At 62.5% G+C, this 14,452-nt stretch carries 12 protein-coding genes and 1 pseudogene; 6 read left to right on the forward strand and 7 right to left on the reverse strand.

Translation table 11 applies throughout. The features are described 5' to 3' along the window. Positions 1 to 220: 220 nt before the first annotated feature. The 3 genes from edd to zwf form a co-directional block, all read right to left on the reverse strand. Positions 221 to 2,065: a phosphogluconate dehydratase gene (edd, locus tag A9K68_RS12090; RefSeq protein WP_065010763.1), complete on the reverse strand. Its 1,845-nt coding sequence runs from the start codon at positions 2,063 to 2,065 to the stop codon at positions 221 to 223. 73 nt (positions 2,066 to 2,138) lie between these two features. After that, on the reverse strand, positions 2,139 to 2,855 hold the full coding sequence (gene pgl / locus A9K68_RS12095; protein ID WP_065010764.1) for a 6-phosphogluconolactonase: 717 nt from the start codon (positions 2,853 to 2,855) through the stop codon (positions 2,139 to 2,141). Then, on the reverse strand, positions 2,837 to 4,306 hold the full coding sequence (zwf, locus tag A9K68_RS12100; protein ID WP_065010765.1) for a glucose-6-phosphate dehydrogenase: 1,470 nt from the start codon (positions 4,304 to 4,306) through the stop codon (positions 2,837 to 2,839). Before zwf ends, pgl begins: the two co-directional genes overlap by 19 nt. 305 nt (positions 4,307 to 4,611) lie before the next feature. Here zwf and A9K68_RS12105 point away from each other — a divergent pair, with 305 nt between their 5' ends. Continuing rightward, complete coding sequence (locus A9K68_RS12105; protein ID WP_065010766.1) at positions 4,612 to 5,358, forward strand: SDR family oxidoreductase; 747 nt, start codon at positions 4,612 to 4,614, stop codon at positions 5,356 to 5,358. 224 nt (positions 5,359 to 5,582) lie between these two features. Here the strand turns inward: A9K68_RS12105 and A9K68_RS12110 are convergent, their stop codons facing one another. The 4 genes and pseudogenes from A9K68_RS12110 to A9K68_RS12125 all read right to left on the reverse strand — a co-directional run bounded on the left by A9K68_RS12110 (position 5,583) and on the right by A9K68_RS12125 (position 9,801). Then, positions 5,583 to 6,404 carry an SH3 domain-containing protein gene (locus A9K68_RS12110; protein ID WP_065010934.1) on the reverse strand — a complete coding sequence of 274 codons (822 nt, stop codon included), beginning with the start codon at positions 6,402 to 6,404 and terminating at the stop codon, positions 5,583 to 5,585. Positions 6,405 to 6,632: 228 nt separating this feature from the next. Next, a complete protein-coding gene (locus A9K68_RS12115) occupies positions 6,633 to 7,919 on the reverse strand; it encodes an FAD-binding oxidoreductase (protein ID WP_065010767.1) in 1,287 nt (428 codons plus the stop codon). 45 nt (positions 7,920 to 7,964) lie between these two features. Further along, positions 7,965 to 8,332, reverse strand: a pseudogene (locus A9K68_RS12120) (four helix bundle protein). Between the two features lie 32 nt (positions 8,333 to 8,364). Further along, the gene (locus A9K68_RS12125; RefSeq protein WP_065010768.1) at positions 8,365 to 9,801 is read right to left on the reverse strand and encodes a glutamine synthetase family protein; all 1,437 of its coding nucleotides are present in this window, start codon (positions 9,799 to 9,801) and stop codon (positions 8,365 to 8,367) included. A gap of 149 nt (positions 9,802 to 9,950) precedes the next feature. Between A9K68_RS12125 and A9K68_RS12130 the strand changes: the two genes are divergently transcribed. The 5 genes from A9K68_RS12130 to A9K68_RS12150 all read left to right on the forward strand — a co-directional run bounded on the left by A9K68_RS12130 (position 9,951) and on the right by A9K68_RS12150 (position 14,446). Next, complete coding sequence (locus tag A9K68_RS12130; RefSeq protein ID WP_065010769.1) at positions 9,951 to 10,667, forward strand: HAD family hydrolase; 717 nt, start codon at positions 9,951 to 9,953, stop codon at positions 10,665 to 10,667. Between the two features lie 260 nt (positions 10,668 to 10,927). Further along, positions 10,928 to 11,848 (forward strand): metal ABC transporter substrate-binding protein, encoded by a 921-nt coding sequence (locus A9K68_RS12135; RefSeq protein WP_065010770.1) that lies wholly within the window; start codon positions 10,928 to 10,930, stop codon positions 11,846 to 11,848. Continuing rightward, positions 11,845 to 12,750 (forward strand): manganese/iron ABC transporter ATP-binding protein, encoded by a 906-nt coding sequence (locus A9K68_RS12140; RefSeq protein ID WP_065010771.1) that lies wholly within the window; start codon positions 11,845 to 11,847, stop codon positions 12,748 to 12,750. Before A9K68_RS12135 ends, A9K68_RS12140 begins: the two co-directional genes overlap by 4 nt. Continuing rightward, positions 12,747 to 13,604 carry an iron/manganese ABC transporter permease subunit SitC gene (sitC, locus tag A9K68_RS12145; RefSeq protein WP_065010772.1) on the forward strand — a complete coding sequence of 286 codons (858 nt, stop codon included), beginning with the start codon at positions 12,747 to 12,749 and terminating at the stop codon, positions 13,602 to 13,604. The genes A9K68_RS12140 and sitC overlap by 4 nt, the downstream gene beginning before the upstream one ends. Then, positions 13,601 to 14,446 (forward strand): metal ABC transporter permease, encoded by an 846-nt coding sequence (locus tag A9K68_RS12150; RefSeq protein WP_065010773.1) that lies wholly within the window; start codon positions 13,601 to 13,603, stop codon positions 14,444 to 14,446. The genes sitC and A9K68_RS12150 overlap by 4 nt, the downstream gene beginning before the upstream one ends. The last annotated feature ends 6 nt before the right edge of the window (positions 14,447 to 14,452 follow it).

Consider the following 14,452-nt stretch of genomic DNA (forward strand, 5'->3'; position numbering starts at 1 on the left):
GTGGGTCATGGGCGTGAATTCGGCCGGGGCGAACGAGCTTACGCTTGGGGTCGGACTTTGCCGTTGCTGGAAGACGCAGAAGCGCTCGATCCCGCTGCATCGGGCTACGAATGACCGGTCACGAGATAGCCAATAATGACTTAGAGGTAACATAGTGGCCAAAAAGGCAAAATTGCGTGGCAATCGACAGCCGGTGTCAGACGGCCGCGAGCCGCCCTTTTCACTGCAGGGCGAACTCCGCCACGTTGTTTCCGAAGGCGCTGGCGCCATGATCGGCGCGGCCGACCATTTGCCGGAACCCGGCGAAAAGCTCGCGGCCGAAGCCGAATTCATTGGCGATCAGATCGCTGTCCGCGGCCCGCCGCAGCGCGAAATCGCCTGCCGGCACCAGCACTTCCAGCGTTCCGGCCTCCGCGTCGAGCCTGATGATGTCGCCGTCATGGATCCTGGCGATCGGCCCGTCCTCGGCCGCCTCCGGCGTCACATGAATCGCCGCCGGCACCTTGCCGCTGGCGCCCGACATGCGCCCGTCGGTGACCAGCGCCACATGCTGGCCGCGATCCTGCAGGACGCCGAGCACGGTGGTCAGCTTGTGCAGTTCCGGCATGCCGTTGGCTTTCGGCCCCTGGAAGCGGATGACGGCGATGAAATCGCCGGTCAATGTGCCTGCCTTGAACGCCTCGTTGAGCCCTTGCTGGCTGTCGAACACCTTGGCCGGCGCCTCGATGATGCGCCGCTTCGGTTTCACCGCCGAGGTCTTGATTACTGCGTGGCCGAGATTGCCTGAGAGCATTTTCAATCCGCCGGTCGGCTGGAACGCCTTCTTGAACGGCGCCAGCACCTTCTCGTCACCGCTTTCGCGGGGCGAGGCCTGGCGCACCACGCCGCCGTCGGCGCCGAGCTTGGCCTCGACCGCATAGGGCCGCAGCCCTTCGCCCCAAACCGTCTGGACGTCCTCGTGCAGTATCCCCTCGTCGAGCAGTTCGCGGATCAGGAAGCCGAGCCCGCCGGCCGCATGGAAATGGTTCACGTCGGCAAGGCCGTTCGGATAGACCCGCGCCAGCAGCGGTACGGCTTCCGAAAGGTCCGAAATATCCTGCCAGCTAATGGCGATGCCGGCCGCGGCCGCCATGGCGATCAGATGGATGGTGTGATTGGTCGATCCGCCGGTGGCGTGCAGGCCGACTATGCCGTTGACGATCGAGCGCTCGTCGATCATCCGGCCGACCGGCGTGTAGGCGTTGCCTAGCGCGGTGATCGCCAGCGCCCGCTTCGTCGCCTCGCGGGTCAGCGCGTCGCGCAACGGCGTGCCGGGGTTGACGAAGGAGGCGCCCGGCGTATGCAGGCCCATGATCTCCATCAGCATCTGGTTGGAGTTCGCCGTGCCGTAGAAGGTGCAGGTTCCCGGCCCGTGATAGGATTTGGACTCGGCCTCGAGCAGTTCGGCCCTTCCTGCCTTGCCTTCGGCATAGAGCTGGCGGACCTTGGCCTTCTCGTCGTTGGGCAGGCCCGTCGTCATCGGCCCGGCCGGGATGAACACCGCCGGCAGATGGCCAAAGGTCAGCGCCGCGATCACCAGCCCCGGCACGATCTTGTCGCAAACGCCGAGATAGACGGCCGCGTCGAACATGTTGTGCGACAGGCCGATCGCCGCGGCCATGGCGATCACGTCGCGCGAGAACAGCGACAGCTCCATGCCGGGCTGGCCCTGCGTGACGCCGTCGCACATCGCCGGCACGCCGCCGGCGACCTGGGCAATGCCGCCGGCCTCACGCGCCGCGTCCTTGATCAGCGCCGGATATGTCTCGAAAGGCTGATGCGCTGACAGCATGTCGTTATAGGAGGTGATGATGCCGAGGTTCGGCACCCGGTCGCCGCCAAGGGCCACCTTTTCCGAAGGGCTGCAGACGGCAAAGCCATGGGCGAGGTTGCCGCAGGACAGCACGGCCCGGTTGGCGGTGCGGTGCGATGCTTCGGCGATACGGCCGAGATAGGCCTCGCGCCCTGGTCTGGAGCGGTGGCGGATGCGCTCGGTGATGGCTTCGATGTCGCGTCTCGCGGTCATGGTGTCGGTCCTTTCAGGCGAGGTCCCGCAGACACCGTCCGGCTATCTGCCGGGACCCCTCGGCAAGTTGAAATCAGGGTGCCCAGAAAACCTCTACGGGCCTCTCGGCTGCGTCGAGCACGGCACGAATGGGTTTTCGCGTTTCCGATCCAATCGCGCTCTCGAAAGCCTTGCGCTTGTCTTCGCCTTCGATGTGCAGTGCGACGAAGCCGGCCCTGACGATCCGCGACAGCGACAGCGTCAGGCGCGGTTCGCCGGCGCTTGCCGCGTGGACCGGGAACACGACCCTTTCCGAGGACGGGTCGAGCAATTTTTCCAGATTGTCGGCGTCCGGAAAGAACGATGCGGTATGGCCATCGGTTCCCATGCCAAGCACGACCACATCGAGCGGCCAGGGCAGCGACCGCAACATCCTGCTGTCGGCCTCCCACGTATCCTCGATGCTTGCTGCCTCGTGGTAGAGCGGCACGAAACGTGCGGCTGCGGCCGCGTTTTGCAAAAGATTGGCGGCGACCAGCCCGGCGTTGGAGCGCGGAGACGAGGCCGGCACGCAACGCTCGTCGACCAGCGTCACAGTGATCTTGTTCCAGGCGATCGGGATATTCGAAAGCGATGCGAAAAATTTCGCCGGCGTCGTGCCGCCGGAAACGGCGAGCAGTGCCGTGCCGCGCTCTGCGATTGCATTGGTCAGGCGGCCTGCGACGTGGCCGGCAAGTGCTGCCGCCAGGTCCTGGCGTTCGGCAAACGCGTGCCAGCTGTAGGCGGCGCCGTTCAATTGCTCTCGTGCCATGTCCGCCCGTCGCGTTCGATCAGCGCAATCGAGGCCGAGGGACCCCATGTGCCGGCCGTATAGCCCTGCGCCTCTTGCCTTGCGCTTTCCCATGCGTCCTGGATCGGGTCGATCCACTTCCACGCCGCCTCGACCTCGTCGCGGCGCATGAACAGCGTCTGGTTGCCACGGATGACGTCCATGATCAGCCGTTCATAGGCATCGGGGGCGCGGCCGTCGAAGGATTGCGCAAAACTCATGTCGAGCGGAATCTGGCGCAGCCGCATGCCGCCAGGCCCCGGATCTTTGATCATGATGAACTGCTTGACGCCTTCGTCGGGCTGCAGCCGGATGACCAGCTGGTTGGCGGAGATCGGCCCGGCGCTTTCGCCGAAGATCGAATGCGGAATTGGCCTGAATTCGATGACGATCTCCGAGACGCGGGTCGCCAGCCGCTTGCCCGTCCTGAGGTAGAACGGCACGCCCGCCCAGCGCCAGTTGCCGATTTCGGCCTTGAGCGCAACGAATGTCTCGGTGTTGCTGTTCTTGCCGAGCTCCTCGACATAGCCTTTCACCGGCCCGCCGGCCGAGGCCCCGGCACGGTATTGGCCGCGCACCGTGTGCTTGGGGGCTTCGTTGCCGTTGACGCGTTTCAGCGCCCGCAGCACCTTTAGCTTCTCGTCGCGCACGGCATCGGCATCCATCGACGACGGCGCCTCCATCGCGACGAGGCAGAGGAGCTGCAGCATGTGGTTCTGCACCATGTCGCGCAGCGCGCCGGCCTTGTCGTAGTAGGTGACGCGATCTTCGAGGCCGACGGTCTCGGCCACGGTGATCTGCACATGATCGACATTGGCGGAATTCCACAGCGGCTCGTAGAGCGCGTTGGCAAAGCGCAACGCCATCAGGTTCTGCACCGTCTCCTTGCCGAGATAGTGGTCGATGCGGAAAATCTGGCTTTCATGGAAATCATCGCCGACCAGATCGTTGAGCTCGCGCGCCGAGGCGAGATCGCGCCCGATCGGCTTCTCCAGCACGATGCGCGAGTTCGGCGTGATCAAACCGTTCTCTTTCAGCTTGTGCGAGATCTCGCCGAACAGCGCCGGCGCCACCGCCAGATAGAAAGCGCGGATGCATTCGCTGTCGCCGATCGCCGTCTTCAATTTGTCGAAGCCCGCGCCATTGGTCGCGTCGGCCGAGACATAGGAAAGCCGGGCAAGAAACGTCTTCAGCTCCGTGGCATCGATATCGGCCGGTTTCACATGGTCGGAAATCGCCTGCCTGGCGAACGCCTGGAATTCCTCGTCGGTCATTTTCGAGCGCGACGTACCGATGATGCGCGTCGGTTCGGAAAATTGATGGCCGCGCTGGCGATGATAGAGCGACGGCAAAAGCTTGCGTTCCGACAGATCGCCGGTGCCGCCGAAAATGATGAAGTCGAAAGGCTCGACGGGAATGATCTGGCTGGTCATGGTCTGTCCGCTTTAACGTCGGTCGCTGTGACGCGGTCGATATATTCTAATCGATTTAGATTTTCCAGTGCCACGACGTCACATCCCTTGGTCAATGGGTTTTTGCCGATTGGCCTTGAGGTCTGCCCTTGACACTGGCGCAACCCGGCGGCTTGTCGGCGAGGTGTTCCGGGTGGCCTTCGCAGTTGCAGCATAGAGCGGGATCGAAGCGAAAGCCAAAGGAGAAATCGAGCGTGTATACTGATCTTTCGGCGGCCATCGCCGGTGGCTGCCCGAGCGATCGTCTTCAATTGAGTGAAAAAGTCATGCGCCTGGAAAACAAAGTTGCCATCATTACCGGTGCCGCGTCAGGTTTCGGCGAGGGAATCGCCAAGCGCTTTGCCGAGGAGGGCGCCAAGGTCGTTGTCGCCGACCTCAACGCCAAGGGCGCCGAACGCGTCGCCAACGAGATCGGCCGGGCGGCGATCTGGACCCAGACGGACGTCTCGTTGCGTTCCGAGTTCGACGCGATGGTCGATGCCGCCAGGAGTGCCTTCGGCCGCATCGACATCATGGTCAACAATGCCGGCTACACCCATCGCAATGGCGATATGCTCGAGGTCGACGAGACGACCTTCGACCTGATCACGGCCGTCAACATGAAGGCGATCTACCACGCCGCTTTGGCGGTTGTGCCGGCCATGGATAGGCAAGGCGGCGGCGTTATCCTGACCACGGCTTCGACCGCCGGCATCAGGCCGCGGCCCGGCCTCACCTGGTACAATGCATCGAAGGGCTGGGCGATCACCGCGACCAAATCCATGGCGGTGGAGCTCGCGCCGAAGAACATCCGCGTCAACTGCCTGTGTCCGGTCGCCGGCGAGACCGGCATGCTGGAAAAATTCATGGGCGCCGACACGCCCGAAATCCGTGAGAAATTCCGCGCGTCGATCCCGCTTGGCCGACTTTCGACGCCGCTCGACATAGCCAACGCGGCGCTCTGGCTGGCTTCGGACGAGGCGGCTTTCATCACTGGCGTGGCGCTGGAAGTCGACGGTGGACGTTGCATCTGAGCCGTCCGGCGCTGTCGGGTCAAGTTTGACGCGATCGTTTATCGCACTCGCTGGACGCGGCCGACTGTATTACAGAACCCATCCGAGCCGTGCTGCAACGTCAAGGATCGCCTGACAGCCCTAATGCATGTCGCGCCAAAGTGCGCAGCGGTTTTGCGATAACGACATGCATAAAAACGAGAACTTAAAGCGCGTCGCATGAATCCATTCAAACGCGACGCGCTTTAGGCGCCGGTCTTGACGAAGCTCTTGTAGATCCAGCCGCGTTTGCCGTTGTAGACGATCTCACACCATTTCTTGCAGCCCATCACCTGAACCGAGGTTTTGGCGGGAATGGTGACGATTGCCGCCGCACTGTTCTTCGGACCGGTGCGCATGGTGACGCCCCTGAGGATGCGTCCGGTATCTGCCGGGCTTGCTTGCTTGGCCTCGACTTTGGCCTGGGTGCCATCGTTCTGTGTCGCCGCCGGCTCTCCCGGCTTCGGGTTGGGAATGGCGGCGGTTGGCGCGCCGTCCGTCGTCGTCTCGTTGGGAGCAGCGACTTTGGCAAGCAATGCTGCCACTTTGGTTTTCGCTGCCGGATCGGCGAGTGCCGCCGCAGCGGACGGCTTGTCTGCCGTTTTTTCAGCCTGGCCTGCCATCTGGCGGGATGCGGATCCCGATCCTGTCCAGCGAGGATCGTTGGGCGCCAGCGCCGGTATCTCGGCCTTCGCCGCAACCACCACCGGCGAAACCGCATCGGTTTTGCTCGCAGCCTGCTGCACCGCGGCGACCTTCGAGGCCGCGGCCGGCACGATCCTTGTTGTTTTTACCGGAATGCTTGAAACGATCTGCTCGGGACTCGCGACCGCTTGTCTCTCGTTGGCCGGCAATGCCAGCCATAGCGCCACCGCGGCCACGCCAAGCAGCGCTGCTGTGCCAAACGCGGCGATGACCAGATGCAAGTTCGACCGGATTTGCTGCCAGAACCTGGGCCGCACGTCGTAGCCAAACTGCATCGCAAAGCGCCGTCGTTCCGGCGCGCCGAAACTGAAGGGCTCTCTCACTCTTGCAACCTCCATTTGCGGGCCGACGTTCTTACGACCTGTGCCGGAAAACCGGCATTCGGTCGGCATCGGTCCCAAACCAACGCGGGCAGGCCCGCAAAATCCCCGTTCAACTGCCCTGAGCGGGCATCCTTTGCCGGCGATTGTGGCATCACTGCGCCCTTGCCGGGCGGATTCTGCACCTTTGCGCTGGATTCTGCAACTTCAAAGGGATTTTGCAATCTATGGTTATATCCTGTCCCTCAAGGCATACCAGTTGAGCGCAAGAAAGAGCAGAGGCGCGCGGAAGCGTCGACCACCGGGAAAGGCCGGGATTTTTAGGTCCTCGATCAGCCTCAGCCGGTCCCGGTTGCCGGCAACGGTTTCGGCATAGAGCTTGCCGAAAAAGTTCGACAGCATGACGCCGTGACCGGAATAGCCGCCGACAGAAATCACATTGGGCATCACCTCGCGCACGAAGGGTTTTCTCGGCATCGTGATGCCGACATAGCCGCCCCAGCCGTGAGTGATCTCGACGGCCTTCAGCGCTGGGTAAAGCTCGGCGATCTGCCGGCGGATGTGGACATGGATGTCTTTCGGATCGTTGACGGCATAGATCTCGCGCCCGCCGAACAGCAGCCGCCCATCCGTCGATTTGCGGAAGTAGCGCACGACGAAGCGGGAATCATCGACCGCCTCACCGCCCGGCAGCACGTTTGTGTCAGCCCCCAGCGGCACCGTCGCGCCGATGAAGGAGCCGATCGGCATGATGTGCGCGGCACTGACCGGCTCGAGCGTGCCGCCATGGGCGTTGACGCCGATCAGACATTTCTCGGCTGATATCGTGCCCTTCGGCGTCGTGACCCTGACCTTGCCGCCAAGCGACGCGATGCCGGTCGCCGGCGTCTGCTCGAACAGGTGCGCCCCCGCCTGCGCCGCCACCTTTGCCGTGCCGATCACCAGCTTCAGCGGATGGATGTGCCCGGTGCCGGTGTCGCGGGTGCCGCCGAAATAGCGCGTCGAGCCCAACCGCCCAGCCGTCTCCTTCGCATCCATGAAGGCGATGTGCGGATAGCCGAAGCGGTTCGCCATAATCTCGGCATGCGCCTTGTAATCGTCGACATAGCGCTTCTTATGCGCCACCGACATCTGGCCGGGCATGTAGTCGATCTCGATCTTGTTGACGGTGGCGAATTCGAGGAGATGCGACTTGGCCTCTTCGGCGAGGTCGAACAGCGCCTTGGCGCGGGAAAAGCCGTATTCCGCTTCGAGCTCCTCGGCCCAGGCGCGCTGACCGGTGCCGAGCTGGCCGCCATTGCGGCCCGATGCGCCGTCGCCGAAACGATGCGCTTCGATCAGCACGACATTGCTGCCGGCCTTGGCAAGGTGCGCCGCCGCCGACAGGCCGGTGAAGCCGCCGCCGACGATGACGACGTCGCATGTCCGGTCGCCGTCGAGCGCCGGGTATTCGGGCCGTGGGCCGGCCGTGTCCTCATACCAGGAGCGGCCGGGGGAGATTGGGGATTGGTAGGGCATGATGACCGAGTAGGGGAATAGGGGAATAGGGGAGTAGGGGAAATGCTAGTCGGCTGAAAGTTTGCGGATTAGAAGTCGAAGAAGCTTTCCTACACTTTCGGTGCTCGCCAACAATGGCGCCGCCGTGGCATTCGGCGCGATGCCGGTACGCTCAGCGATCGGAAGCTGAGTTTCCAGTTCCCTCAGTGACCCTTGAGCGATACGGAGGAATTGCTGATAGGAACCCCTGACCTCTCTGCCATAGCCTTCCGCTATGTTCGCCGGCACCGAGCTTGCGGCGCGCCGACTTGGCTGGTCAGTCCATAAAGCTCCTCCTTCGGCCAGGATTTCGTCGCGTCGTACACAGCCACCGCAAGGTCCATTGCCTGCTGCCAGACTATTAAGTCCTTGTAAGAACCCGTTTTCTCGCCCATTCGCCCTACGCCCCTACTCCCCTACTCCCCTACTACACGTTCAACAGCAGATACTCCCGCTCCCACGGACTGATCACTTCCATGAAGGTCTCGAATTCCGCCCGCTTGATCGCCGCATAGGTCGCGGCAAACGACTTGCCGAGCAGCGCGCAGAGTTCCTCGTCGGCTTCGAACAGGTCGACAGCCTCGAGCAGGCTCCGCGGCAGGTCGATCTCTGCCTCGTTGGCGGTGGTGAGAACCGGCGGTTCGGCCTTGATCTTGTTGGTCATGCCGATCAGCCCGCAGGCGAGCGATGCAGCCAGCGCCAGATAGGGATTGGCGTCGGAGGAAGGGATGCGGTTCTCGACGCGCCTGGCTGCCGGGTCGGATCGCGGGACGCGGAAGGCGGTGGTGCGGTTGTCGTAGCCCCATTTGTTGTTGACCGGTGCCGAAGCCGACTGCGTCAGCCGGCGGTAGGAATTGACATAGGGCGCGAACATCACCAGCGCGTTCGGCACATGTTTCTGCATGCCGCCGAGGAAATGGAAGAAGGCTTCGGTTTCCGAGCCGTCCTCGGCCGAAAAGACGTTCCTGCCGGTCTTCTTGTCGATGATCGACTGGTGGATATGCATGGCCGACCCGGGCTGCCCCTGGATCGGCTTGGCCATGAAGGTGGCGTAGATCTCATGCTTCAGCGCCGCCTCGCGGATGGTGCGCTTGAACATGAACACTTGGTCGGCGAGTTCGATCGGATCGCCATGGCGCAGATTGATCTCGAGCTGGCCGGCGCCTTCCTCGTGGATCAGCGTATCGATCTCCAGGCCCTGGCTTTCGGAGAAATGGTAGATGTCGTCAATCAGCTCGTCGAACTCGTTGACGCCGGCGATCGAATAGCCGGCGCCACCGCCTATCGCCCGTCCCGAACGCCCGACCGGCGGCGTCAGCGGGTAGTCCGGATCGGGATTCTTGCGCACGAGGTAGAACTCGATCTCGGGCGCCACCACCGGCTTCAGCCCGCGCTTGCCGTAAGCGTCAAGCACACGCTTCAGCACGTTGCGCGGCGTGAACTCGACCGAGCGACCGTCCTGGTGGACGAGGTCGCAGATGACCGCCGCCGTCGGGTCCTCTTCCCACGGCACCACGGTCAGTGTCGACAGGTCCGGCATCAGCTTGAGGTCGCCGTCGTCCTCCGGATAGTGAAAGCCGTTGCCGTCTTCCGGGTAGCCGCCGGAGATCGTCGTCATGAACACGGCCGAAGGCAGCGCCAGCGAGGTGTTGGAGGTAAACTTCTTCGACGGCATCATCTTGCCGCGCGCAACACCCGCCTGGTCGGGCGTGATGCATTCGATATCCTCGATGCCGCGCCACTCCAGCCAGGCGCCGACTTCCTTCCAGTTTTTCACACCACGTTGATTTTTCACGAAGGCAGGCGTGCGGATACGTCCTCCGCGGGTCGACGGACGGACTTCCTTTTTTGCAGGCGGCATCATTCACCAGATTGGGTTGCGGATTTGGGATTATAGCCGGGGCCGGCGAGGGAAGGGAAGGGGAGCGCGGTTGCGTTCGCCTGCGCAGTTGAAAACTGCTCTGGGCGGCTTAGGTTCGACGCAAGTTCAATGACCTCGGTTGAAGACATCGAATGCAGTACAATCATGAATTGACTACGATCGGCTTCGATGCCGACGACACGCTCTGGCAGAACGAGCAGTTCTTCCGCATGACCGAAAAGCGCTTTGCCGCGCTGCTCGCCGATCACGCCGAGCAGGAGCACATCTCGGCAAGATTGCTGGAGGCCGAGAAGCGCAACCTCGCCGTCTACGGCTTCGGCATCAAGGGATTTACCCTGTCGATGATCGAAACGGCAATCGAGATTACCGAGGGCCGCGCGCCGGCCTCGGTCATCGCCGAGATTCTTGCCGCGGGCCGCGAGATGCTTGGCCATCCGATCGAGGCGCTGCCTCATGCGCGCGAAACCGTGGAAAAGCTGGCAGATGCGTATCGCCTGGTGTTGATCACCAAGGGCGACCTCTTCGATCAGGAACGCAAGCTGGCGCAATCGGGCCTGGGTGACCTTTTCGATGCCGTCGAGATCGTCAGCGACAAGAGCCCCGCCACTTATATCAATATCTTCAGCCGCCACGGTGATGGCGCCGAAAGAAGCATGATGGTCGGCAATTCGCTCAAGTCGGACGTGGTGCCGGCCATTGAGGCCGGCAGTTGGGGTATCCACGTGCCGCATGAGCTGACCTGGGCGCTGGAACATGTCGAGCCGCCGATCACCGCCCCTCGTTTCCGCCAGATAGCCGATCTCTCGGAATTGCCCCGGCTGATCGAAAGCATCGGGAAAGCCGGCTGATCGCGTGTCTCGCTGTCGAGCCGGACGTGCGCTGCAGCGCATCGACGCCGGACATCAGCGTGTCGCAGTCCTTGTTGTCCGCTCCGTCATAGGGCCGCGCTGTAGCCGACGCCAAATCACGCGGCCGCATACAATCCACGACGTTAAGCCGTTTTCTACTTGCAAATCAGTCGCAATTGCAGAATATGCGAAAAGCGCGCGCCGCAGTCGCACAATGGCGGCCAGCGGCGAGACATTAAGAATCGCGACAGGAGAAATTGATGTTCGAGAGATACGGACGACGGGTTGTCGTTGGCTTGATGGCTGCGGTTTTCGTTGCGGCGGTGGCTTCAAGCCCAGCGAAAGCCCAGGAAAAATTCAAGGTGGTGACGACCTTCACAGTCATCGCCGACATGGCGAAGAACGTGGCGGGCGATGCAGCAATCGTGGAATCGATCACCAAGCCTGGAGCGGAGATCCACAATTATGCGCCGACGCCGGGCGATATTCAGCGGGCGCAAGGTGCACAGCTCATTCTGTGGAACGGGCTCAACCTCGAACTCTGGTTCGAAAAATTCTTCCAGAACCTCAGCGACGTGCCCGGCGCTATTGTCTCCGAGGGCGTCCAGCCGATGAGCATCGCCGAGGGACCCTATACGGGCAAACCGAACCCGCATGCCTGGATGTCGCCGGCAAACGCGCTGATCTACGTCGACAACATCCGCGACGCCTTCGTCGCGCACGATCCGGCGCATGCCGAGACCTACAAGGCCAATGCAGAAGCCTACAAAGCAAAGATAGAGGCGGCCGTCGCGCCGATCCGCGATAAGCTTGCCTCGATCCCGCAGGACAGGCGCTGGCTGGTGTCGAGCGAAGGCGCTTTCTCCTACCTCGCACGCGATTTCGGGCTGAAGGAGCTTTATTTGTGGCCGATCAACGCCGACCAGCAAGGCACCCCCCAGCAGGTTCGCAAGGTGATCGACGCCGTCAGGGAAAACAAGATCGTCGCCGTCTTCAGCGAAAGCACCGTGTCGGACAAGCCGGCCCGGCAGGTCGCGCGTGAGACAGGAGTGCATTATGGCGGCGTGCTCTACGTCGATTCTCTCAGCGAGGCGGACGGCCCGGTGCCGACCTATATCGACCTGCTGCGTGTGACATCGGATACGGTTCAGAAAGGCCTCGCCGCAGGGCTGTCGCAATGAACGAAGCCGTTCCGCCTCTTGCCCCCGCGTCCGAGGATGCGGGAGGCGGTCTCGCCGTCCGCGGCGCGACTGTCACCTACCGCAACGGCCACACGGCGCTGCGGGATGCGAGCTTTGAAATTCCGACAGGCACGATCACGGCGCTTGTCGGTGTCAACGGCTCGGGCAAGTCGACGCTGTTCAAAGCCATCATGGGCTTCGTGCGGGTGGCAAAGGGAGAGATTATTGTTCTCGGACAGCCGGCCGCGGCCGCGCTGAGGAAGAACGTCGTCGCCTATGTGCCGCAGGCCGAGGAGGTCGACTGGAACTTTCCAGTACTCGTCGAGGACGTCGTCATGATGGGGCGCTACGGCCATATGGGCATGATGCGCCTTCCGAAGGCGGCTGATCGCGAGGCGGTTACGGCCGCGCTTGCGCGTGTCGGCATGAGCGATTTCCGCAAACGCCAGATCGGCGAGCTTTCGGGCGGGCAGAAAAAGCGCGTCTTTCTGGCTCGGGCGCTGGCGCAGGACGGGCGCGTCATCCTGCTCGACGAGCCCTTCACCGGCGTCGACGTCAGGACCGAGGACGCTATCATCGAACTGCTGCGCGCGCTCCGGAACGAAGGCCGAGTGATGCTGGTCTCGACGCATAATCTGGGTAGCGTGCCGGAGTTCTGCGACCGTGCCGTGCTGCTCCGGAATACGGTCCTTGCCTACGGGCCGACAGGCCAGACCTTCACGCAGGCGAACCTGGAAAAGGCTTTCGGCGGCGTCTTGCGTCATTTCGTGCTGGGCGGCGCCGGGCTGCATGAGGACGACGACAGGCGCCGCCTTGCCGTCATCACCGACGACGAACGGCCACTGGTCTTCTACGGAGAGAACGGAGCCATGCAGCACAAGATGCGGGAACCGGACGAATGAGTGTCCTGCTCGAGCCGTTCGGCTACGAATATATGCTCAATGCCATGTGGGTGTCCGCCTTGGTTGGCGGTGTCTGCGCCTTCCTGTCCTGCTATCTGATGCTAAAAGGCTGGTCGCTGATCGGTGACGCGCTCTCGCATTCGATCGTGCCGGGCGTCGCTGGCGCCTATATGCTGGGCCTTCCCTTCTCGATCGGCGCCTTCTTCTCCGGCGGGCTAGCCGCTGCCGCGATGCTCTTCCTCAACCAGCGCACCAAGCTGAAGGAAGACGCCATCATCGGCCTGATCTTCTCCTCCTTCTTCGGCCTCGGCTTGTTCATGGTGTCGCTGTCACCGACCTCCGTGAATATTCAGACGATCGTGCTCGGCAACATCTTGGCCATCACCCCGGAAGACACGCTTCAGCTCGCCATTATAGGCTTCGTCTCGCTCGCCATGCTGCTGGTGAAATGGAAGGATCTGATGGTGGTTTTCTTCGACGAGAGCCATGCCCGCTCGATCGGCCTCAACCCGAGCGCGCTCAAGATCATGTTCTTCATGCTGCTATCGGCCTCCACGGTCGCCGCGCTTCAGACCGTCGGCGCCTTCCTCGTCATCTGCATGGTGGTGACTCCCGGCGCGACCGCCTATCTTCTGACGGACCGCTTTCCGCGCCTGCTCGTCATCGCGGTCGTCATCGGTGCGGCCACGAGTTTCAGCGGCGCCTATGCCAGTTATTTCCTCGACGGCGCCACTGGCGGCATCATAGTCGTGTTGCAGACGCTGATCTTTCTCGCCGCCTTCTTCTTCGCTCCCAAGCATGGAATGCTGGCAGCCCGCCGCCGCTCGGCGCGGGCCTTGGAGGCCAGCCTATGAGCATTCTCGATACGCTGCTTAGCCCCTTCCAGTTCGACTTCATGGTCAATGCCCTGATTGTTTCGGTTCTGGTCGCTATGCCGACGGCGCTGCTCTCCTGCTTTCTCGTTCTCAAGGGCTGGTCGCTGATGGGCGACGCCATCAGCCACGCCGTCTTTCCCGGCGTGGTCATCGCCTACATTGTCGGATTCCCCTATTCGATCGGCGCCTTCGCCGCCGGAATGGTCTGCGCTCTGGCCACCGGCTTCCTCAAGGACAACAGCCGCATCAAACAGGACACGATAATGGGCATCGTCTTCTCCGGCATGTTCGGTCTCGGCCTGGTGCTCTATGTAAAGATTCAGTCCGACGTGCATCTCGACCACATATTGTTCGGCGATGTGCTGGGCATCGGCTTGCGCGACATCGTCGAAGCGGGGCTCATTGCTGCGATCACGGCCGGCATCATCGGGATCAAGTGGCGCGACTTCCTGCTGCACGCCTTCGACCCGGCTCAGGCTCGCGCGGTTGGTCTTCGGGTCAATCTGCTCCACTACGGCCTACTTTGCCTGATCTCGCTCACTATCGTCGGCGCGCTGAAGGCGGTCGGCATCATCATGGCCATCGCCATGCTGATCGCGCCTGGCGCCATCGCCTTCCTGCTGACAAGGAAGTTTAGCGCCATGCTGATCCTGTCGGTCGCGATCGCGGTCGCCGCGTCGTTTCTCGGCGTCTATCTGTCCTTCTTCATCGACAGCGCACCGGCGCCGACCATCGTTCTCATGCTGTCCGCCGCCTTCATCGCGGCCTTCGCCGTCACCACACTTAGAGTGGGCCGAATGGAGATTGGCGAGGAACGCTAGAAACGG

The organism is Mesorhizobium sp. AA22 (genome assembly GCF_001672375.2).
Taxonomy (GTDB): Bacteria; Pseudomonadota; Alphaproteobacteria; order Rhizobiales; family Rhizobiaceae; genus Mesorhizobium; species Mesorhizobium wenxiniae.

Bases quoted from the DNA above. Each gene is read 5' to 3' on its own strand.
- A9K68_RS12125 (WP_065010768.1), bottom strand. From the start codon at position 9,801: ATGATGCCGCCTGCAAAAAAGGAAGTCCGTCCGTCGACCCGCGGAGGA.
- A9K68_RS12140 (WP_065010771.1), top strand. From the start codon at position 11,845: ATGAACGAAGCCGTTCCGCCTCTTGCCCCCGCGTCCGAGGATGCGGGA.
- zwf (WP_065010765.1), bottom strand. From the start codon at position 4,306: ATGACCAGCCAGATCATTCCCGTCGAGCCTTTCGACTTCATCATTTTC.
- A9K68_RS12135 (WP_065010770.1), top strand. From the start codon at position 10,928: ATGTTCGAGAGATACGGACGACGGGTTGTCGTTGGCTTGATGGCTGCG.
- A9K68_RS12130 (WP_065010769.1), top strand. From the start codon at position 9,951: ATGCAGTACAATCATGAATTGACTACGATCGGCTTCGATGCCGACGAC.
- sitC (WP_065010772.1), top strand. From the start codon at position 12,747: ATGAGTGTCCTGCTCGAGCCGTTCGGCTACGAATATATGCTCAATGCC.
- edd (WP_065010763.1), bottom strand. From the start codon at position 2,065: ATGACCGCGAGACGCGACATCGAAGCCATCACCGAGCGCATCCGCCAC.
- A9K68_RS12105 (WP_065010766.1), top strand. From the start codon at position 4,612: ATGCGCCTGGAAAACAAAGTTGCCATCATTACCGGTGCCGCGTCAGGT.
- A9K68_RS12115 (WP_065010767.1), bottom strand. From the start codon at position 7,919: ATGCCCTACCAATCCCCAATCTCCCCCGGCCGCTCCTGGTATGAGGAC.
- pgl (WP_065010764.1), bottom strand. From the start codon at position 2,855: ATGGCACGAGAGCAATTGAACGGCGCCGCCTACAGCTGGCACGCGTTT.
- A9K68_RS12150 (WP_065010773.1), top strand. From the start codon at position 13,601: ATGAGCATTCTCGATACGCTGCTTAGCCCCTTCCAGTTCGACTTCATG.